Below are 20,213 nucleotides of genomic sequence, written 5' to 3' on the forward strand. Positions count from 1 at the left end.
CAGTAGTTTCTGGTAGTTGAACGCGCCCTGGGCGCTCCACCGCTGAAGCGGAGGGGCTCCAGGGCGCGTTTGCATTTGCAGTTTCACAAGCATCCCCATGCGAGGAGGCGCTACATGGGCGCAACCAACAGGTTAGCCTGCTATTCCGACCCCGCTGATCACTATTCCCATCGCGTGCGCCTGGTGCTCGCCGAGAAGGGGGTCAGCGTGCAGATCATCGATGTGGATCGCGGTCGTCTGCCACCCAAGCTGGTTGAAGTGAACCCCTATGGGAGCGTGCCGACCCTGGTCGACCGCGACCTGGCGTTGTATGAATCGACCGTGGTGATGGAATACCTCGAAGAGCGGTACCCGCACCCGCCGCTAATGCCAGTGTATCCGGTGGCGCGTGGCAACAGCCGTCTGCTGATGCATCGCATTCAGCGTGACTGGTGCGCGCTGGCTGATACCATTCTCGACCCGCGTAGCGCCGACGCTGCGCGCGTAGAAGCGCGAAAGGCGCTGCGTGAGAGCCTGACCGGCGTTTCGCCGTTGTTCGGCGAGTTCGCTTGTTTCATGAGCGAGGAGCAAAGCCTGGTCGATTGTTGTCTACTGCCCATACTCTGGCGCTTGCCAGTACTGGGTATCGAATTGCCGCGGCCGGCCAAGCCGCTGCTGGATTACATGGAGCGACAGTTCGCCCGCGAGCCTTTTCTGGCAAGCTTGTCCTCCGTTGAACGTGAAATGCGCAAGCTTTAAGGAGCCGTTGATGAACTCCAGTCGCCCCTATCTGGTTCGAGCGCTGTACGAGTGGATCGTCGACAACGATTGCACCCCCCATATGCTGGTCAATGCCGAGTATCCGGCTGTCCAGGTGCCGCAAGGCTTTGCCAGTGACGGCCAGATCGTCCTGAATATTTCCCCCAGTGCGGTGCGTAGCCTGCACATGGACAACGATGCGGTGAGCTTCGAAGGCCGATTCGGTGGTGTGGCGCATTCGCTGTTCGTGCCGGTTGGTGCGATCCTGGGTATTTATGCTCGCGAAAACGGCCAAGGCATGGTCTTCGAGCTGGAGCCGCCGTTGATGGATGGCGACGACCTTGAAGATGAAGGTGTCGAGCCGGATGACGATGGCCCGCCTGAGGGTGGTGGCCAGCCGCCACGTCCAACTGGGCGGCCGAGCCTGAAGGTGGTCAAGTAAACAAAAAAGGCGATCCATGTGGATCGCCTTTTTGTGGGTGCGGGCCTGTGGTTACAGGTCGCTGATGCTGCGCACCTGGTCCTTGTTGACGCGAGTGCGTTTGCCGTCCAGCTGCTGGAACTCGTAGAAGCCGGAGTCCTGGTCGAACTGCGGCTCGTCGACAGTCTGGAACTCGCGACCGTCGTTGAGGGTGATCAGGCTTGGCGTGGAGCAACCGGCCAGGGTGGCGAAGGCACCGAACAGCAGGGCGGGCAGCAGGAGCTTTTTCATGGGGTGGTTCCTGGGTATCTGAAATGGTGGAGCGTTGTTCTTGCCTGTGCCGGGCTCTTCGCGGGTAAACCCGCTCCCACAGGTGAAGCTCAGGCCCTGTGGGAGCGGGTTTGCCCGCGAAGAGGCCGGTGAAGGCTTCAATGGAATCAGTCGATGTATTCGTACAGCTTGACGATCTTCTGCACGCCCGACACGCCTTGCACCACGGCGGTGGCCGCGTTGGCCTCCCGTTGGTGACCAGGCCGAGCAGGTAGACGATACCGTTTTCGGTGATCACCTTGATGCGCGAGCTGGGCACGTTGGCGTCACCCAGCATCTGGGTCTTGATCTTGGTGGTCAGCCAGGCGTCGTTGTTGCGCGCGAGAATGGAAGAGGGCTGCATCACCTGCAGCTCATTGTGCACCTTCTTGACCCGCTGCACCTGGCTGGCGGTCTGCTCGGCCAGGCTCTTGAGGTCGGCGCGTGGGGTCTGGCCGGCCAGCAGGACGATACCGTTGTAGCTGCTGACGACAATGTGCGAACCCTTGTCCAGGTCCGGGCTGGCCTTGGCGATGTTTACCGCAGCCTTGGTCTCGATCAGCGAGTCGTCGATCTTGCTGCCGATGGTACGTGTACCGCGATCATCCTCGATGGGCGAGTTGCGGGTCGAGGTCAGTACCGAGCTGCAGCCGGTAACACTCAGGCACAGGGTCAGGGCCATCAGGCCGAGGCGCTTGGGGATCATTCTTCACTCCCGAACAGTTGGCTGTCGATCAGATCGCACAGGCAGTGGATCGCCAGCAGGTGGACTTCCTGGATACGTGCAGTGACCGTCGAGGGTACGCGGATCTCGACGTCTTCGGGCAGCAGCAGCGAAGCCATGCCGCCGCCGTCACGGCCCGTCAATGCTACGACAATCATTTCACGATCATGTGCGGCCTGGATGGCTTGAATGACGTTGGCCGAGTTGCCGCTGGTGGAAATGGCCAGCAGAACGTCGCCTGGTTGGCCCAGGGCGCGAATCTGCTTGGAGAAGACCTCGTTGTAGCTGTAGTCGTTGGCGATCGAGGTCAGGGTCGAGCTGTCGGTGGTCAGGGCAATGGCCGGCAGGCTCGGGCGCTCGCGCTCGAAGCGGTTGAGCAGCTCTGATGAGAAATGCTGGGCATCGCCGGCTGAGCCGCCGTTGCCACAGGCGAGCATCTTGCCCTCGTTGAGCAGTGCGTTGACCATGACCAGGCTGGCCTGCTCGATGTGCGGTGCCAGGATGTCCATTGCCTGTTGCTTGGTGTCGATGCTGGCCTGGAACAGCCGGCGAATTCGGGATTGCATGTCCATCTGGTGACCTTAAGTGGGGCGGTGGCCGGCGCTACGCGCAACAAAAACCAGCCCGCGATACATAGAGCAAAAAAAGTGGAGTGGGTTCAGCATTCGAAGGCGTTTTTCAGCCATTGAAGCGGTCGGCCTGCATGCTGGCTGCCCTGCAGGGCGACAACGTCGAAGCGGCAGGGTTGGTTGGCCCAACGGGACTCCTTCTGCAGGAACAGGCTGGCGGCAAGCACCAGTCGTTTCTGCTTGCGCCCGTCGATACTGCCGAGGGCGCCACCGAAGCCCGCATGCAAACGGTAACGGACTTCGACGAATACTACTGTATCGGCGTCGAGCATGACCAGATCAAGCTCGCCGCCTTTGCATCGCCAGTTGCGTGCCAGCAGTTGCAGTCCCTGCCCCTGAAGGTATTCAAGGGCTTGGGTTTCTGCGGTGTGGCCGGCACGGGTGGGCGATGCGTCAGGCATCAGCGCGGGGTGTCCGGCAGGCGCTTGACCTGGCCGCCCGAGAACTCGGCCCAGGGCAGTTGGCGTTCTACGCGCTGGTTGGCGTTCATGCTCAGGCTGCCGGAGAGGCCTTGAACACGGTTATCCGGCAGGGCTTTCAGCTGGCCCAGGCGTGGCGCCAGGCTGTAGGCATCGACACCCATGGCGTACAGGCGGCCAAGGCTACCGGCGGCTTGCGGCCACTGCTGGACCACTTGTTGACGCAGGTTGTTGGTGGTGTCGAGCAGCCATGGGGTTTCGCAGAAGCGAATGCCGTTCATGTCGTTGTACTGGTTGACGTCACCGCTGGCGCTGTACAGGTTCGAGGTGGCGTACACCGGTACGTCACCCGCGTACTGGAAGTTCAGCGTCGGCTTGATCTGCTGGGCCTGTTGCGGGGTCGAGGCGAGGAAGATGAAGTCGATGTCCTGGCGACGCGACGGTTGCGCGGCGATATTGCCGCCCACGGTGCTCTGCAGGCTCTGGGCGCGACCTTCGCTCTGACGCAGCTGGAACAAGTCGGCAATTTGCTGGGCCAGGGCCACTGGCTGTGCGATGCGCTCGGCGGCCAGCAGGGTGCCGCCGTTGCTCTCCCAGTCTTTGCGGAAGGCGGCAAGCACGCGGTCACCCCACTCGCCACTCGGTACCAGGGCTACAGCGCGGACCATGCCGTCGGCACGGGCCCGGCGAGAGACTTCGCGGGCTTCATCCTCGGCGGCCAGGCCGAACTGGAACAGCTGTGGTGGGGTGGATTGCCCGGCGTCCGCGTAGTTCAGTGCCAGTGTCGTGATAGGCAATTGCGGGTATGCCGCAAGCTTCTTCACCAGCGGTTTTTCCAGTGGGCCGACCACCAGTTGTACGCCTGCGGCCTGGGCCTGGCGGTAGAAGTCGTCGAGCGAGGTGATGCGCGAGCTGTCGAAAACCTGCACGGCCGGGGCTTGCTGGCCGGCTTGCTGGGCCTGGAAGTGAGCAGCCATGAAGCCGTCGCGCAGGGCGCGGGCAACACCAGCCAGTGGGCCTTCCTGAGGCAGCAGCAGGGCGATCTTGGTCAGTGGCTGGCTGGCCAGCTCCTTGAGTTTGGTCAGGGCCAGCGGCAGTTGCTTGGCGGCTGGGTGGTCAGGATGCTGCTTGCGCCAGCTTTCGATGGCGGCTTGCTGCTGCTCCAGGGTACCGGCGCTTTTCACCGCCAGGGCCAGGCTGGTCCAGCCGGCCAGGGTTTCATTGGCGGCAGGCTGCTGCAACTGTTCTGCCGGCAGCGATGCGACCAGCGCCCAGATGGAATCGTTGTTGCTGCTGGCGGCCTGGCCACTGAGCAGTGGCGCGAGAAGTACGCGTTGTTGGGCGGCAGCCAGGGCCTGACCGTCAGCCTCCAGGGCGGCGGCGTGGACGCTGTAAGTGCGGGCCTGTTGCTCATCCGGCAGTTCCGCGACGCGTTGCAGGCTAGGGTGCGACAAGGCGGTCAGTGCCGCCTTGGGCTGGTTACGGCTCATCGCCAGCTCTGCAGCGAGGGTGCTGGCGAACACTTGCTGGGCAGGCTTGAGCGTGTCCATCGGGACTTGTTCGAGAATGCGCGCGGCGCGTGGGTAGTCCTTCTGCTTGTAAGCCAGGTCGGCGGCGCTCAGGCGCAGCAGTGCGGCATCTTCCGCGGATTTGCTGGTAGCCGCTTTTTCAAGCAGTTGCTCGATGCTGGCGTCCGGGGTGCGTGGCAGTTCGCCCAGGCTGGATGAGGGCGAGCTGGCGCAAGCTGCCAGCAAGGTAGCGAGGCAGAGGGCTGTGAGCAGCCGCAGGCAAGCGATCATGTAAAGGTCCTGTTACTCGATCAAGTTGGCCGGCAATTGTACCCAAGCGCTGGCCGGGGCGCGATGTTGCCGATGCGGAACCTTCACTATAGGTGGCTCATCATTGGTCGTAAGCGAAGTTCTTTGCGCCCTGTAACAGGCGCTCGGGCTACAATGGTGCCTTTGATCCGAAAGACAGGTGTGCGCAGTGACTGATGTGGCAGGGGCTTCCAAATCCACCGTGGGTACGCTGTACGTCGTGGCAACGCCCATAGGCAACCTTGACGACATGAGCGCCCGGGCACTGAAGGTGTTGGCCGATGTCGCCCTGATCGCGGCCGAGGACACCCGGCATTCGATCCGTTTGCTGCAGCACTTCGGCATCGACACGCCGCTGGCTGCGTGCCATGAGCACAACGAGCGTGATGAAGGTGGGCGTTTCCTCGGCAAATTGTTGGCCGGTGACGACGTGGCGCTGGTTTCCGATGCAGGAACTCCGCTGATCTCTGATCCAGGTTACCACCTGGTGCGTCAGGCACGGGCGGCGGGTGTCAATGTGGTCCCGGTGCCGGGGGCTTGTGCGTTGATTGCTGCGCTGTCGGCGGCGGGTCTGCCGTCGGACCGTTTCATTTTCGAGGGTTTCCTGCCGGCCAAAACCGCCGGTCGTCGCGCGCGTCTTGAGCAGGTGAAGGAAGAGCCCCGCACGCTGATCTTCTATGAAGCACCTCATCGTATTCTCGAGTGCCTCGAGGATATGGAGGCGGTGTTCGGCCCTGAGCGTCCGGCACTGCTCGCGCGCGAGTTGACCAAGACTTTCGAAACGCTCAAGGGCCTGCCATTGGGTGAGCTCAGGGCTTTTGTCGCAGGTGATGCCAACCAGCAGCGCGGCGAGTGCGTGGTACTGGTGGGGGGCTGGAGTGCACCTGAGGGCGAGCAGGCCATTAGTGCCGAGGCGCAGCGCGTGCTGGACTTGTTGCTGGCGGAATTGCCGCTCAAGCGTGCGGCGGCTTTGGCGGCGGAAATTACCGGTGTGCGCAAGAACCTGCTGTATCAGGCTGCACTGGAAAAGCAGAAAGCACAGTAGTGGCTTTCTGCTATTCTTTGCGGTATTGCTTGTTCTTGGGCGCGCCTGCCGTTAACCTTGGCGGCGGAGAGTCGATCGGACAGTCGCTGCCTTCTTTTGTTCCGCAAAAGAGGGGGAGGAAAGTCCGGGCTCCATAGGGCAGAGTGCCAGGTAACGCCTGGGAGGCGCGAGCCTACGGAAAGTGCCACAGAAAACAACCGCCTAAGCACTTCGGTGCCGGTAAGGGTGAAAAGGTGCGGTAAGAGCGCACCGCACGGCTGGCAACAGTCCGTGGCTAGGTAAACCCCACTCGGAGCAAGACCAAATAGGGTTCCATTAGGCGTGGCCCGCGTCGGAACCGGGTAGGTTGCTAGAGGCGTCCAGTGATGGCCGTCGTAGAGGAATGACTGTCCTCGACAAAACCCGGCTTACAGATCGACTCTCCACCTTCCTTTCCTGCTTGAATCGATAGCAGATCCCTCCTGGTAAGACCGAAAAATTCTTAATCTTAATAAATCACTTTAACTTCAAACTCTATCCGCCTGAGAGCGTTTGATTTTTCCCGCGTTTTTCCCCTCCCAGCAATGCTTCCTTCTTCCCTTGTAACGCTAAATCTCGGTCCTGTAAGGGTTTTCCTTATGAACGTGCCTTGACGGTGCGGCGGGCGGATTCCTATAGTGTGCGCAAGTGGCAGAAAGTGGGATGAAGTGGGTTTTCTGGCACAAGAAAGCTAACATTGTGGGGAATCGCAGCCGTGTTCCGCGGAGCCAACGCCGTCAGCCTCGATGCAAAGGGCCGTCTCGCCATGCCGAGCCGGTACCGTGACGAGCTCGATTCGCGTTGCAATGGCCAGTTGATCGTGACCATCGATGCCGTTGATCCCTGCTTGTGTGTTTACCCCTCGATGAGTGGGAACAGATAGAAGCCAAGTTACGCGCCTTGCCGTCGTTGCGTGAGGAAAACCGTCGCCTGCAGCGTCTGCTGATCGGCAATGCGGTTGACCTGGAGCTCGATGGCAGCGGGCGTTTCCTGGTACCGCCCCGATTGCGTGAATACGCCAAGCTCGACAAGAAGGCGATGCTGGTGGGGCAACTGAACAAATTCCAGTTGTGGGATGAGGATGCCTGGAACGTGGTTTCGGCAGCCGACCTTGCAGCTATTCAACAACCGGGCGCCATGCCCGACGACTTGCGTGACCTGATCCTGTGACCATAGATAGCGGCTTCAACCACATCACCGTATTGCTCGACGAAGCTGTCGAGGCATTGGCCCTGCGCGCCGACGGTTGCTATCTGGATGGCACTTTCGGCCGAGGCGGCCACAGCCGGCTGATTCTCAGCAAGCTTGGGCCGCAAGGCCGCTTGCTGGGGTTCGATAAAGATCCACAGGCGATTGCCACCGGGCAAGCGCTGGCGGCCGAAGACGGCCGCTTTGTCATTGTGCAGCGCAGCTTTGCCGAGCTGGGTTCGGAGGTGGCCGAGCGCGGTCTGGATGGCAAGGTCAGCGGCATTCTGCTCGACCTGGGCGTCTCTTCGCCGCAGCTGGACGACCCCGAGCGCGGCTTCAGCTTCCTCAATGATGGCCCTCTGGACATGCGCATGAACCCTGATCAGGGCATCAGCGCCGCCGAGTTCATTGCCACGGCGCCCGAAGAGGAAATCGCGCGCGTGTTCAAGGAATACGGCGAAGAGCGTTTCGCCAAGCGCATGGCTCGTGCCGTGGTACAGCGCCGCGAACAGCAGCCGTTCACCCGTACCGCCGACTGGCCGAAGTGCTCAAGGTTGCCAACCCAGCCTGGGAAAAGGGTAAGAACCCCGCAACCCGTGCGTTCCAGGGGCTGCGCATTCATGTCAACAATGAGCTGGGCGACCTTGAGGCAGGCCTTGAGGCTGCGATCGAAGCGCTGGAGGTCGGTGGCCGTCTTGCCGTCATCAGCTTCCACTCGCTCGAAGACCGTATCGTCAAGCTGTTCATGCGCAAACTGGCCAAGGGCGAGGCGGACAACCTGCCGCGTAACCTGCCAGTGCAGCATAAGGTGTTCGAACCGAAAATCCGTCTGATCGGTAAGGCACAGTTCGCTTCCGAAGCCGAACTCAAGGCCAACCCGCGGTCGCGCAGCGCCGTGATGCGGGTGGCGGAGAAGCTGCGGTGAGCCGGCTTTTTGCCAAACCTTTGCCAGGCGGAAGCTTCCTGATGCTTCTGCTGTTCGTCGCTGTCCTTATTTCGGCCATTGCGGTGTCCTATAGCGCCCACTGGAACCGCCAGTTGCTCAACACCCTGTACGGTGAGCTGAACGAGCGCGACAAGGCTCAGGCCGAATGGGGCCGGCTTATCCTCGAACAAAGCACCTGGACTGCCTCCAGCCGTATCGAGAGCCTGGCTTCCGAGCAGCTCAAGATGCGCGTACCTGCGGCTGACGAAGTACGGATGGTGGCGCCATGATGAAACTCGAAGGCGCACTCTACCCATGGCGCTTCCGGGTCGTGATCGGCTTGCTGGCCTTGATGGTCGGTGCCATCTGCTGGCGTATCATCGACCTGCAGGTGGTCGACCGCGACTTCCTCAAAGGCCAGGGCGATGCGCGCAGCCTGCGTCATATCCCGATTCCGGCACACCGTGGTCTGATCACCGACCGCAACGGTGAGCCTCTGGCCGTCAGTACGCCTGTCACCACCTTGTGGGCCAACCCCAAGGAAATGCAGGCGTCCAAGGACCGTTGGCCGCAGCTGGCCGCCGCGATGGGGCAGAACGCCCAGCAATTGACCGAGCGCCTGACCCAGCAAGCCAACAAGGAATTCATCTACCTGGTCCGCGGCCTGACCCCGGAACAGGGGCAACATGTGCTCGACCTCAAGGTGCCGGGTGTCTATGGCCTGGAAGAATTCCGCCGCTTCTATCCGGCCGGCGATGTCACCGCGCACATGGTTGGCTTCACCGACTTGGACGACCATGGCCGCGAAGGGGTCGAGCTGGCCTATGACGAATGGCTGGCCGGGGTGCCCGGCAAGCGGCAAGTGATCAAGGACCGGCGTGGCCGGCTGATCAAGGACATTCAGGTAACCAAGAACGCCAAGGCCGGAAAGACCTTGGCGTTGTCGATAGACCTGCGCCTGCAATACCTGGCGACCCGCGAACTGCGCAATGCCATCGCCGAGCAGGACGCCAAGGCCGGCAGCCTGGTGATCATGGACGTCAAGACCGGTGAGGTCCTGGCGATGGTCAACCAGCCGACCTACAACCCGAACAACCGCCGCAGCATGTTCCCGGCCGCGATGCGCAACCGGGCGATCATCGATGTGTTCGAGCCAGGCTCGACCGTCAAGCCGATTTCCATGAGTGCGGCACTGGAAAGCGGCCGCTGGAAGCCTACCGACAAGGTCGAGGTGTACCCAGGCAGCCTGCAGATCGGTCGCTACACCATCAAGGACGTGTCCAAGAGCGAAGGCCCGATCCTCGACCTGACCGGTATTCTGATCAACTCCAGTAACGTGGGCATGAGCAAGATCGCCTTCGATATCGGCGGCGAAGCCATCTACCGCGTCATGTCCCAGGTTGGCCTGGGTCAGTACACCGGCCTGGGCTTCCCGGGCGAGCGGGTCGGCAACCTGCCGAACCACCGTGAGTGGCGCAAGGCCGAGACGGCGACCCTTTCCTACGGCTACGGCGTTTCGGTTACTGCCCTGCAGTTGGTGCATGCGTACGCCGCGTTGGCCAACGACGGCAAGATGGTGCCGCTGTCGATCCTCAAGGTCGACAAGGCGCCGGAAGCGGTGCAGGCGATTCCCAAGGAAACCGCCGAGACCATCCAGGGCATGCTGCAGCAGGTCATCGAAGCGCCGCGCGGTGTGTTCCGTGCCCAGGTGCCGTTCTATCACGTGGGTGGCAAGTCGGGTACGGCGCGTAAAGCCACCGTCGGCTCCAAGGGCTACACCGAAAACGCCTACCGCTCGCTGTTTGCAGGTTTCGGTCCGATGAGCGACCCGCGTTACGCCATCGTCGTGGTCATCGACGAACCGAGCAAAGGCGGTTACTTCGGTGGCCTGGTCTCGGCGCCGGTATTCAGCAAGGTCATGTCGGGCACCCTGCGCCTGATGAACGTACCGCCAGATAACCTGCCGCCCCCTGTCGAGCAGCAACAAGTCACTGCAGCACCCGCCAAGGGAGGGCGTGGATGATGACAATGCCATTGAGCAAGCTTTTCGCCCACGCCAGCCGTGATCCGCTGATCCGTGAGCTGACCCTGGACAGTCGTCAGGTGCGTCAGGGCGACCTGTTCCTGGCCGTGCCGGGCGCCAAGGTCGATGGTCGCGAGCATATCGCCGACGCCCTGGCCCGCGGTGCTGCAGCCGTGGCCTATGAAGAGCAGGGCGCCAACGTGTTGCCGCTCACCGATGTGCCATTGATTCCGGTAAAGGGCCTGATCGGGCAGCTGTCGCAGATTGCTGGCCGTTTCTATGGCGAACCTAGCCGCCAGCTGAACCTGGTAGGGGTAACCGGCACCAACGGCAAGACCAGCGTCACCCAACTGGTGGCTCAGGCGCTGGACGTGCTTGGCCAGCGCTGCGGTCTGATCGGCACCCTGGGCACCGGCTTCTACGGCGAGTTGCAGAGTGGTCGACTGACCACCCCCGACCCGATCGCCGTGCAGTCGACCCTCAACGACCTCAAGAAGGGTGGCGCCAAAGCCGTGGCCATGGAGGTTTCCTCCCACGCTCTGGAGCAGGGCCGTGTTGCCGCGCTGGAGTTCGATATCGCGGTGATGACCAACCTGTCTCGCGATCACCTGGACTACCACGGCAGCATGGAGGCCTACGAGGCCGCCAAAGCCAAGCTGTTCGCCTGGCCGAGCCTGCGCTGCAAGTGGTCAACCTGGATGATGACTTTGGTCGTCGTCTGGCCGAAGAGTTTGCACGCCGCCCGAGTGTCGACCATATCGAGACCCGGCTGCTCAGCTACAGCCTCGAAGATTCGGATGCGTCGCTTTACTGCCGTGAGGCCGCTTCGATGACGATGGCGTGCGCGCCACGCTGGTCACTGCTCAGGGCGAGCGTGCCCTGCGCAGCCAGCTGCTCGGCCGTTTCAACCTGAGCAACATGCTGGCCGCCGTGGCCACGCTCATGGCGCTGGATTATTCGCTGGACGAAATCCTCAAGGTCACCCCGCAGTTGCAAGGCCCGGTCGGGCGCATGCAGCGTCTGGGCGGCGGCGAAAAGCCATTGGTGGTGGTCGACTACGCCCATACCCCAGATGCGCTGGAAAAAGTACTCGAGGCCCTGCGCCCGCATGCGCACGGCAAGCTGCTGTGCCTGTTCGGTTGCGGTGGCGATCGTGACCGCGGCAAGCGCCCGCTGATGGCCGAAGTGGCAGAGCGCCTGGCCGACCGCGTGCTGGTCACCGATGACAACCCACGTACCGAAGACCCGCTGCGGATCTTCGATGACATTCGCCCTGGTTTCACCAAGCCTGCCGACGCCGAGTTCGTCGCGGGTCGCGGCGAGGCCATTGCGCACCTTATCGCCACTGCCGCCGCCGATGACGTGATCGTCCTGGCCGGCAAGGGGCACGAGGACTATCAGGAGATCAACGGCGAGCGCCACGATTTCTCTGACCTGGTCGAAGCCGAGAAGGCACTTGCAGCCTGGGAGGCTCCACATGCTTAAGCCCATGACACTCAGCCAGCTGACCACGGCACTGGGTGCTCGCCTGGTCGGCGCCGATGCCAGCTTCACGGGTGTCAGTATCGACAGCCGCAGCGTCAGTGCCGGGCAACTGTTCGTCGCTTTGACTGGCCCGCGTTTCGATGGCCACGATTACCTGGCCGATGTGAAAACCAAAGGCGCCGTGGCCGCCCTGGTCGAGCGCGAAATCGCCGATGTCGAACTGCCGCAACTGGTCGTGGCCGACGCCCGTCTGGCCTTGGGCCAGCTGGGTGCGTTGAACCGGGCTGCGTTCGACAAACCCGTCGTTGCCATCACCGGGTCCAGCGGCAAGACCACGGTCAAGGAAATGCTTGCGGCGATCCTGCGTACGCGTGGTTCGGTACATGCTACCCGCGGCAACCTGAACAATGACCTGGGCGCGCCATTGACCCTGCTGGAGATCGCCCCGGAGCACAGCGCCGCAGTGATCGAGCTGGGCGCTTCGCGCATTGGCGAAATCCGTTACACCGTGGGGCTGACCAAGCCGCAGGTGGTGATCATCAACAATGCCGGCACTGCCCATGTGGGCGAGTTCGGTGGTCCGGAGAAAATCGTCGAGGCCAAGGGCGAAATCCTTGAAGGGCTGGGCGAGGGCGGTACCGCCATCCTCAACCTGGCGGACAAGGCGTTCGATATCTGGCGTAAGCGCGCTGGCGGCCATCGGGTCCTCAGCTTTGCCCTGGATAACCCACAAGCTGACTTCTATGCCAGTGATATCGGTCGTGATGCGCGTGGTTGCCCCTCGTTCACCCTGCATGGGCCGGATGGCAGCGTGCCGGTGCAGCTCAACCTTCTCGGTACGCACAATGTCAGCAACGCCCTCGCTGCAGCAGCAGCGGCATATGCCGTTGGTCTGAGCCTGAACGGCATTGCTGCCGGCCTGGGTGCCGTGCAGCCGGTCAAGGGCCGCACTGTGGCGCAGATCGCCCCGAACGGCGTGCGCGTCATCGACGACAGCTACAACGCAAATCCCACCTCGATGTGCGCGGCCATTGATATACTCGCCGGCTTTTCCGGGCGCACCGTTCTGGTGCTCGGGGATATCGGCGAACTGGGCCAATGGGCAGAAGAAGGTCACCGTCAGGTGGGCGACTACGCACGCGGCAAGGTCGATACCTTGTATGCGGTGGGAACCAACATGACATATGCGGTCAAAGCGTTCGGCGCCAATGGCCGTCACTTCGCAACACAAGCTGAGCTGATCGACGCCGTTCGCGGCGAGACGGCCAGCGACACCACAATCTTGATCAAGGGCTCGCGTAGCGCTGCGATGGAAAACGTCGTGGCGGCTCTGTGCGGTGCCAGCGGGGAGAAACATTAATGCTGCTGCTGTTGGCTGAGTATCTGCAACAGTTCCACAAAGGCTTCGCGGTCTTCCAGTACCTGTCCCTGCGCGGGATTCTTGGTGTGCTGACCGCGTTGTCCCTGGCGCTGTGGCTGGGTCCGTGGATGATCCGCACCTTGCAGATTCGCCAGATCGGTCAGGCTGTTCGTAACGACGGCCCGCAATCGCACCTGTCCAAATCCGGTACCCCCACCATGGGCGGTGCCTTGATCCTGTCCGCCATCGGCGTCAGCACTCTGCTGTGGGCCGACCTGAGCAATCGCTATGTGTGGGTGGTGTTGATCGTCACCATGCTGTTCGGCGCCATTGGCTGGGTCGACGACTACCGCAAGGTGATCGAGAAGAACTCCCGTGGCTTGCCAAGCCGCTGGAAGTACTTCTGGCAGTCGGTGTTCGGCCTGGGCGCCGCGATCTTCCTGTACAAGACCGCCCCGACCAGCGTTGAAACCACCCTGATCGTGCCGTTCCTCAAGGACGTCACCATTCCGCTGGGTATCGGTTTCGTCGTGCTCACCTACTTCGTCATCGTCGGTTCCAGCAACGCGGTCAACCTGACCGACGGCCTCGATGGCCTGGCGATCATGCCGACCGTGATGGTGGGCGGTGCCTTGGGCATCTTCTGCTACCTGTCGGGTAACGTGAAATTCGCCGAATACCTGTTGATTCCTTATGTGCCGGGTTCGGGTGAGCTGATCGTGTTCTGTGGCGCCCTGATTGGCGCCGGCCTGGGCTTCCTGTGGTTCAACACCTATCCGGCCCAAGTCTTCATGGGTGACGTCGGTGCGCTGGCACTGGGTGCCGCGCTGGGCACCATCGCGGTGATCGTGCGTCAGGAAATCGTGCTGTTCATCATGGGTGGCGTGTTCGTCATGGAAACCCTGTCGGTGGTGATCCAGGTCGCCTCCTTCAAGCTGACCGGCAAGCGCGTGTTCCGCATGGCACCGATCCACCACCACTTTGAACTCAAGGGTTGGCCCGAGCCTCGGGTGATCGTCCGCTTCTGGATCATCACCGTGATTCTGGTGCTGATCGGCCTTGCAACCCTGAAACTGAGGTAGATGAGCGTGTCACTGATCGCTTCCGACCAATTCCGCATCGTTGTCGGCCTCGGCAAGAGCGGCATGTCCCTGGTTCGCTTCCTGGCGAACCGGGGCATTGCGTTTGCGGTCGCCGACACCCGCGAGCAACCACCGGAACTGGAAACCCTGCGCCGTGAGTACCCGCAGGTGGAAGTGCGCTGTGGCGAGCTGGACGTAGACTTCCTGTGCCGCGCCAACGAACTGTATGTAAGCCCGGGCCTTGCGCTGTCGACCCCAGCCCTGCAGCAGGCGGCTGCGCGTGGCGTGCAACTGTCCGGTGATATCGAACTGTTCGCCCGTCATGCCAAGGCACCGATCGTCGCGATCAGTGGCTCGAACGCCAAGAGCACGGTAACCACCCTGGTCGGCGAAATGGCCGCCAAGGCCGGTAAGCGTGTGGCCGTCGGCGGCAATCTCGGCACTCCGGCGCTGGACCTGCTCGGCGATGACGTGGAGCTGTACGTGTTGGAACTGTCCAGCTTCCAGCTGGAAACCACCGACCAGCTCAACGCCGAAGTGGCCACTGTGCTGAACATCAGCGAAGACCACATGGACCGCTACAGCGGCCTGCCGGCCTATCACCTGGCGAAGCACCGGATCTTCCGCGGCGCCCGCCAGGTGGTGGTGAACCGCCAGGATGCGCTGAGCCGTCCGCTGCCGATCGAAGGCCGTCCGTGCTGGACCTTCGGCCTCAACCAGCCGGACTTCAAAGCCTTTGGCCTACGCGAAGTCGATGGCGAGAAATATCTGGCATTTGAATTCCAGACATTGCTGCCGGTGCGTGAGCTGAAGATTCGTGGTGCACACAACCAGAGCAACGCCTTGGCCGCATTGGCCCTTGGCCATGCCGCTGGCCTGCCATTCGAGCCCATGCTCGACGCCCTGCGCGAATTTGGCGGCCTGGCCCACCGTTGCCAGTGGGTTCGCGAGCGCAATGGCGTGAACTGGTACGACGATTCCAAGGCCACCAACGTCGGTGCCGCGCTGGCTGCCATCGACGGCCTGGGGGCCGATATCGACGGCAAGCTGGTGCTGATCGCCGGTGGCGACGGCAAGGGTGCCGATTTCGCCGCCCTGCGCGAACCCGTGGCCCGCTATTGCCGCGCCGTGGTGCTGCTGGGCCGTGATGCCGAGCGCCTTGCCCAGGCCCTGGGCGATGATGTGCGACTGGTTCGGGTCAAGACCTTGGACGAGGCGGTGCAGCAGTGCGCCGAACTGGCTCAGGCGGGTGATGCCGTTCTGCTGTCGCCTGCCTGTGCAAGCCTCGACATGTTCAAGAACTTCGAAGAGCGCGGGCGCCTGTTCGCCCAGGCGGCGGGGGCTGGCATGATCTTCGGCATCCTCAAGCCTTACCCGTCACCGCTGATCAGCGGTCGCGGTATCGACCTGGACTTCCCGCTGCTGGCCGGATGCCTGGCGCTGCTCGGCCTGGGCCTGGTAATGATCACCTCGGCCTCGTCGGAAGTGGCTGCGGTGCAATCGGGCAACCCGCTTTACCACATGTTCCGCCACCTGGTGTACGTGTTCCTCGGCCTGGTCGCCTGCGGTGCGACCATGCTGGTGCCAATCGCCACTTGGCAGCGCATGGGCTTCATGATGCTGCTGGGCGCCTTCGGCCTGCTGGTGTTGGTGCTGGTGCCGGGTATCGGCCGCGAAGTGAACGGTTCCATGCGCTGGATCGGCTTCAGTTTCTTCAACGTCCAGCCTTCGGAAATCGCCAAGGTGTTCGTGGTCATCTACCTGGCCGGCTACCTGGTACGGCGGCAGACCGAGGTGCGCGAAACCTGGATGGGCTTCTTCAAACCGTTCATCGTGCTGCTGCCCATGGCGGCCTGCTGCTGATGGAGCCGGACTTCGGCGCCACCGTAGTCATGATGGGGGCGGCGGCGGCGATGCTGTTCCTCGGCGGGGTGGGGCTATTCCGCTTCAGCCTGATGGTGGTGTTGGCGGTGCTGGCGGTGTTCGTGCTGGTGCAGGCGCAGCCGTACCGGATGGCGCGTCTGATTACCTTCACCGACCCGTGGTCCGACCAGTTCGGCTCTGGCTACCAGTTGACCCAGGCACTGATTGCCTTCGGTCGTGGCGAATGGCTGGGCGTAGGCCTGGGCAACAGCGTGCAGAAACAGTTCTACCTGCCCGAAGCACATACCGACTTCGTGTTCTCGGTACTGGCCGAGGAGCTTGGCGTGGTCGGCTCGCTGGTGACCATCGCACTGTTCGTCTTCGTCACCGTGCGGGCCCTGTACATCGGCCTGTGGGCCGAGAAGGCCAAGCAGTTCTTCGCCGCCTACATGGCGTTCGGCCTGGCCTTCCTGTGGATTGGCCAGTTCCTGATCAACATCGGTGTAAACGTCGGCCTGTTGCCGACCAAGGGCCTGACCCTGCCGTTCCTCAGCTACGGGGCAGCTCGCTGGTGATCTGCTGCGCCTGCGTGGGGTTGCTGCTGCGCATCGAGTGGGAGAGCCGCACGCACCTGGGCAGCGAGGAACACGAATTCAAAGAGAGCGATTTTGCCGAGGAGACCAGCCATGGCCGCTAACGGCAAGAACGTACTGATCATGGCAGGCGGCACCGGGGGGCATGTGTTCCCGGCCCTGGCCTGCGCCCGTGAGTTCCAGGCCCGCGGTTACAGCGTGCACTGGTTGGGCACCCCGCGTGGCATCGAGAACGAGCTGGTGCCCCAGGCCGGCTTGCAACTGCACCTGATCCAGGTCAGCGGCCTGCGTGGCAAGGGCAAACTGTCGCTGCTCAAGGCGCCATTCACCCTGGTCAAGGCCGTGCTGCAGGCGCGGCGTATCATTCGACAGCTCAAGCCGGTGTGCGTGCTGGGCTTCGGTGGCTACGTAACCGGCCCTGGCGGCGTGGCTGCAAGGCTGTGTGGCGTGCCGCTGGTCATTCACGAGCAGAACGCGCGCGCCGGTACTGCCAACCGTCTACTGGTGCCGCTGTCGGCACGCGTTTGCGAGGCGTTTCCGAACACCTTCGAGGCCAGCGACAAACGTCGCACCACTGGCAACCCAGTGCGCCCGGAACTGTTCATGGACGCACAACGCGCGCCCCCCCTGGCCGAGCGCCGTGCCCGCCTGTTGGTCATGGGTGGCAGCCTGGGTGCGGAACCATTGAACAAATTGTTGCCTAAGGCCCTGTCCGAGGTGCCCGCGAACCTGCGGCCCGAGGTATTCCACCAGGCCGGCAAGCAGCATGCGCCGATCACCGCCGAGCGTTATCAAGAGGCGGGGTCGAGGCTCAGGTCGAGCCGTTCATCAAGGACATGGCCCACGCCTATGGCTGGGCCGATATCGTGGTCTGCCGGGCCGGTGCCCTGACCGTCAGCGAACTCGCGGCGGCTGGCCTGCCTTCGATGCTGGTGCCCTTGCCCCATGCCATCGATGACCACCAGACCCATAACGCCCAATACCTGGCTCGTGAAGGCGCCGCCTTCCTGATGCCACAAGCGACAACTGGCGCAGCGCAGCTCGCTGAACGCCTGAACGAGGTGCTGATGCAACCCGAGAAACTCAACACCATGGCCAGCACCGCCCGGCGCCTGGCCAAACCTGCAGCAACCAGCACCGTGGTCGACATTTGCCTGGAGGTGGCCCATGGTTGAAAGCCAGAAAGCCATGCCCCAGCCGAAAATGGGCCGCATCAACCGCATTCACTTCGTCGGTATCGGCGGCGTGGGCATGTGCGGCATTGCCGAAGTGCTGCTGAACCTGGGCTATCAAGTGTCCGGTTCCGACCTCAAGGCATCGCCGGTTACCGAGCGTCTGGAATCGTTCGGCGCCGAGATCTTCGTCGGCCACCGTGCCGAGAACGCCGCCAATGCCGATGTGCTGGTAGTGTCCAGCGCCATCAATCCGGCCAACCCGGAAGTTGCCACGGCACTGGAACGCCGTATTCCGGTGGTGCCGCGTGCCGAGATGCTGGCCGAGCTGATGCGCTATCGCCATGGCGTGGCGGTTGCCGGCACCCACGGCAAGACCACCACCACCAGCCTGCTGGCCTCGGTGTTCGCCGCAGGCGGCCTGGACCCGACCTTCGTCATCGGTGGGCGCCTGACCGCAGCTGGCACCAATGCCCAGCTGGGTACCAGCCGTTACCTGATCGCCGAAGCCGATGAAAGCGACGCCAGCTTCCTGCACCTGCAACCGATGGTCGCCGTGGTCACCAACATCGACGCCGACCACATGGCCACCTACGAAGGTGACTTCAACAAGCTGAAGAAAACCTTCGTCGAGTTCCTGCACAACCTGCCGTTCTACGGCCTGGCCGTGATGTGCCTGGATGACCCGGTGGTGCGCGAGATCCTGCCGCAGGTCAAGCGCCCGACGGTTACCTACGGCTTCAGCGAAGAGGCCGACGTACGCGCCATCAACGTGCGCCAGCAAGGCATGCAGACCCACTTCACCGTGCTGCGCCGTGATCGCGAGCCGCTGGACGTGTCGGTGAACATGCCGGGCAACCACAACGTGCTGAACGCCCTCGCCACCATCGCCATCGCCACTGACGAAGGCATCAGCGACGAAGCCATCGTCCAGGGGCTGTCCGGCTTCCAGGGCGTGGGCCGACGCTTCCAGGTGTACGGCGAACTGCCGGTCGAAGGTGGCAGCGTGATGCTGGTCGACGACTACGGTCACCACCCGACCGAAGTGGCTGCGGTCATCAAGGCCGTGCGTGGCGGCTGGCCAAGCCGTCGTCTGGTCATCGTCTACCAGCCGCACCGCTACAGCCGTACCCGTGACCTGTACGACGATTTCGTGCAGGTGCTGGGCGATGCCAACGTGCTGCTGTTGATGGAAGTCTACCCGGCCGGCGAAGAGCCGATTCCAGGTGCCGACAGCCGCCAGCTGTGCCACAGCATCCGTCAGCGCGGCAAGCTCGACCCGATCTACATCGAACGTGGCGTGGAACTCGCGCCGGTGGTCCAGCCGCTTCTGCGCGCCGGCGACATCCTGCTGTGCCAGGGTGCCGGTGACGTCGGTGGCCTGGCCCCGCAACTGATGAAAAGCCCGCTGTTCGCAGGCGCCAAGCAGGAGAAGTCGAAATGACCAGCGCCTACGACAAGCTGCATTCCACCCTCGACGTGAAGGCGTTCGGCCGCGTCGCCGTGCTGTACGGCGGCAAGAGTGCCGAGCGCGAGGTGTCGCTGAAGTCCGGCGCCGCCGTGATCGATGCGCTGACCACTGCCGGTGTCGACGTGGTTGGCATCGATGTGGGCGATGACCTGCTGGCCCGCCTGCAGAACGAGAAGATCGATCGCGCCTTCATCATCCTCCACGGCCGTGGCGGTGAAGACGGCAGCATGCAAGGCCTGCTCGAGTGCCTGGGCATTCCCTACACCGGCAGCGGCATCCTTGCCTCGGCACTGGCCATGGACAAGCTGCGTACCAAGCAGGTGTGGCAGAGCCTGGGCATCCCGACCCCGCGCCACGCCGTGCTGGCCAGCGAACACGATTGTGTTGCCGCAGGCGCGGAACTGGGCTTCCCGTTGATCGTCAAACCGGCCCATGAAGGTTCCAGTATCGGCATGGCCAAGGTGAGCAGCGTGCAAGAGCTGGTTGCCGCCTGGAAGGATGCCGCCAAGTACGATTCGCAAGTGTTGGTCGAGCAATGGATTCACGGCCCGGAGTTCACCATCGCCGTGCTGCGCGGTCAGGTGCTGCCGCCCATCGCGTTGGGCACTCCGCACGTGTTCTACGACTACGACGCCAAGTACATCGCCAATGACACCCAGTACCGCATCCCTTGCGGCCTGGACAGTGCCAAGGAACAGGAACTGATCGACCTGACCGCGCGTGCCTGCGATGCCATCGGCATCGAAGGCTGGGGGCGGCTGGACGTGATGCAGGACGAGCAGGGCCGGTTCTGGCTGCTCGAAGTCAACACCGCACCCGGCATGACCGACCATAGCCTGGTGCCCATGGCGGCGCGCGCGGCCGGCCTGGACTTCCAGCAACTGGTGCTGGCGATCCTGGCTGAAAGCGTAGTGACGCGAGGTTAAGAGCC

The 20,213-nt window shown here is 62.9% G+C and carries 14 protein-coding genes, 1 other RNA gene and 7 pseudogenes; 17 read left to right on the top strand and 5 right to left on the bottom strand.

Annotated features, from left to right (window positions below; all coding sequences use genetic code 11):
* Nucleotides 1–114 precede the first annotated feature (114 nt).
* Nucleotides 115–738 (top strand): glutathione S-transferase N-terminal domain-containing protein, encoded by a 624-nt coding sequence (locus PspTeo4_RS26265; RefSeq protein ID WP_322366641.1) that lies wholly within the window; start codon nt 115–117, stop codon nt 736–738.
* Between the two features lie 10 nt (nt 739–748).
* Nucleotides 749–1,180 (top strand): ClpXP protease specificity-enhancing factor, encoded by a 432-nt coding sequence (locus PspTeo4_RS26270; protein ID WP_322366642.1) that lies wholly within the window; start codon nt 749–751, stop codon nt 1,178–1,180.
* Between the two features lie 51 nt (nt 1,181–1,231).
* Here PspTeo4_RS26270 and PspTeo4_RS26275 read toward each other — a convergent pair whose 3' ends face one another.
* From PspTeo4_RS26275 to PspTeo4_RS26295, 5 genes and pseudogenes are all read right to left on the bottom strand, one after another.
* A complete protein-coding gene (locus PspTeo4_RS26275; RefSeq protein WP_322366643.1) occupies nt 1,232–1,450 on the bottom strand; it encodes a YgdI/YgdR family lipoprotein in 219 nt (72 codons plus the stop codon).
* A gap of 146 nt (nt 1,451–1,596) precedes the next feature.
* A pseudogene (locus tag PspTeo4_RS26280) lies at nt 1,597–2,174 on the bottom strand (BON domain-containing protein).
* Nucleotides 2,171–2,764 carry a phosphoheptose isomerase gene (locus PspTeo4_RS26285; protein ID WP_012274070.1) on the bottom strand — a complete coding sequence of 198 codons (594 nt, stop codon included), beginning with the start codon at nt 2,762–2,764 and terminating at the stop codon, nt 2,171–2,173. Before PspTeo4_RS26285 ends, PspTeo4_RS26280 begins: the two are co-directional and overlap by 4 nt.
* A gap of 86 nt (nt 2,765–2,850) precedes the next feature.
* Nucleotides 2,851–3,222: a YraN family protein gene (locus PspTeo4_RS26290; protein WP_322366644.1), complete on the bottom strand. Its 372-nt coding sequence runs from the start codon at nt 3,220–3,222 to the stop codon at nt 2,851–2,853.
* Nucleotides 3,222–5,039, bottom strand: coding sequence for a penicillin-binding protein activator (locus tag PspTeo4_RS26295; RefSeq protein ID WP_322366645.1), 1,818 nt, complete (start codon nt 5,037–5,039; stop codon nt 3,222–3,224). The genes PspTeo4_RS26290 and PspTeo4_RS26295 overlap by 1 nt, the downstream gene beginning before the upstream one ends.
* Nucleotides 5,040–5,226: 187 nt before the next feature.
* Here PspTeo4_RS26295 and rsmI point away from each other — a divergent pair, with 187 nt between their 5' ends.
* From rsmI to PspTeo4_RS26370, 15 genes and pseudogenes are all read left to right on the top strand, one after another.
* Entirely contained in the window at nt 5,227–6,102 is an 876-nt protein-coding gene (gene rsmI / locus PspTeo4_RS26300; RefSeq protein WP_322366646.1) for a 16S rRNA (cytidine(1402)-2'-O)-methyltransferase, read from the top strand.
* 67 nt (nt 6,103–6,169) lie between these two features.
* An RNA gene (gene rnpB, locus PspTeo4_RS26305) (RNase P RNA component class A) lies at nt 6,170–6,528 on the top strand.
* A gap of 307 nt (nt 6,529–6,835) precedes the next feature.
* Nucleotides 6,836–7,290 (top strand): annotated as a pseudogene (gene mraZ / locus PspTeo4_RS26310) (division/cell wall cluster transcriptional repressor MraZ).
* Nucleotides 7,287–8,233: pseudogene (gene rsmH / locus PspTeo4_RS26315) on the top strand (16S rRNA (cytosine(1402)-N(4))-methyltransferase RsmH). Before mraZ ends, rsmH begins: the two co-directional pseudogenes overlap by 4 nt.
* A complete protein-coding gene (ftsL, locus tag PspTeo4_RS26320; protein WP_136913066.1) occupies nt 8,230–8,523 on the top strand; it encodes a cell division protein FtsL in 294 nt (97 codons plus the stop codon). Before rsmH ends, ftsL begins: the two are co-directional and overlap by 4 nt.
* The gene (locus tag PspTeo4_RS26325; protein ID WP_322366935.1) at nt 8,523–10,256 is read left to right on the top strand and encodes a penicillin-binding protein 2; all 1,734 of its coding nucleotides are present in this window, start codon (nt 8,523–8,525) and stop codon (nt 10,254–10,256) included. The genes ftsL and PspTeo4_RS26325 overlap by 1 nt, the downstream gene beginning before the upstream one ends.
* A pseudogene (gene murE, locus PspTeo4_RS26330) lies at nt 10,253–11,741 on the top strand (UDP-N-acetylmuramoyl-L-alanyl-D-glutamate--2,6-diaminopimelate ligase). Before PspTeo4_RS26325 ends, murE begins: the two are co-directional and overlap by 4 nt.
* Complete coding sequence (locus PspTeo4_RS26335; protein WP_322366647.1) at nt 11,734–13,101, top strand: UDP-N-acetylmuramoyl-tripeptide--D-alanyl-D-alanine ligase; 1,368 nt, start codon at nt 11,734–11,736, stop codon at nt 13,099–13,101. Before murE ends, PspTeo4_RS26335 begins: the two are co-directional and overlap by 8 nt.
* The gene (gene mraY / locus PspTeo4_RS26340; protein ID WP_322366648.1) at nt 13,101–14,183 is read left to right on the top strand and encodes a phospho-N-acetylmuramoyl-pentapeptide-transferase; all 1,083 of its coding nucleotides are present in this window, start codon (nt 13,101–13,103) and stop codon (nt 14,181–14,183) included. The genes PspTeo4_RS26335 and mraY overlap by 1 nt, the downstream gene beginning before the upstream one ends.
* 6 nt (nt 14,184–14,189) lie before the next feature.
* Nucleotides 14,190–15,518, top strand: a pseudogene (murD, locus tag PspTeo4_RS26345) (UDP-N-acetylmuramoyl-L-alanine--D-glutamate ligase); the annotation flags it as partial.
* A gap of 147 nt (nt 15,519–15,665) precedes the next feature.
* Nucleotides 15,666–16,621: pseudogene (gene ftsW, locus PspTeo4_RS26350) on the top strand (putative lipid II flippase FtsW); the annotation flags it as partial.
* Nucleotides 16,618–16,743, top strand: a complete 126-nt coding sequence (locus PspTeo4_RS26355; RefSeq protein ID WP_322366649.1) for a hypothetical protein — start codon at nt 16,618–16,620, stop codon at nt 16,741–16,743. The pseudogene ftsW and the gene PspTeo4_RS26355, both read left to right, overlap by 4 nt.
* Nucleotides 16,733–17,814: pseudogene (gene murG, locus PspTeo4_RS26360) on the top strand (undecaprenyldiphospho-muramoylpentapeptide beta-N-acetylglucosaminyltransferase). Before PspTeo4_RS26355 ends, murG begins: the two are co-directional and overlap by 11 nt.
* Nucleotides 17,807–19,255 carry a UDP-N-acetylmuramate--L-alanine ligase gene (murC, locus tag PspTeo4_RS26365; protein WP_322366650.1) on the top strand — a complete coding sequence of 483 codons (1,449 nt, stop codon included), beginning with the start codon at nt 17,807–17,809 and terminating at the stop codon, nt 19,253–19,255. The pseudogene murG and the gene murC overlap by 8 nt, the downstream one beginning before the upstream one ends.
* Nucleotides 19,252–20,208 carry a D-alanine--D-alanine ligase gene (locus PspTeo4_RS26370; protein ID WP_322366651.1) on the top strand — a complete coding sequence of 319 codons (957 nt, stop codon included), beginning with the start codon at nt 19,252–19,254 and terminating at the stop codon, nt 20,206–20,208. Before murC ends, PspTeo4_RS26370 begins: the two co-directional genes overlap by 4 nt.
* Nucleotides 20,209–20,213 lie beyond the last annotated feature (5 nt).

This window comes from Pseudomonas sp. Teo4, assembly GCF_034387475.1.
GTDB lineage: Bacteria > Pseudomonadota > Gammaproteobacteria > Pseudomonadales > Pseudomonadaceae > Aquipseudomonas.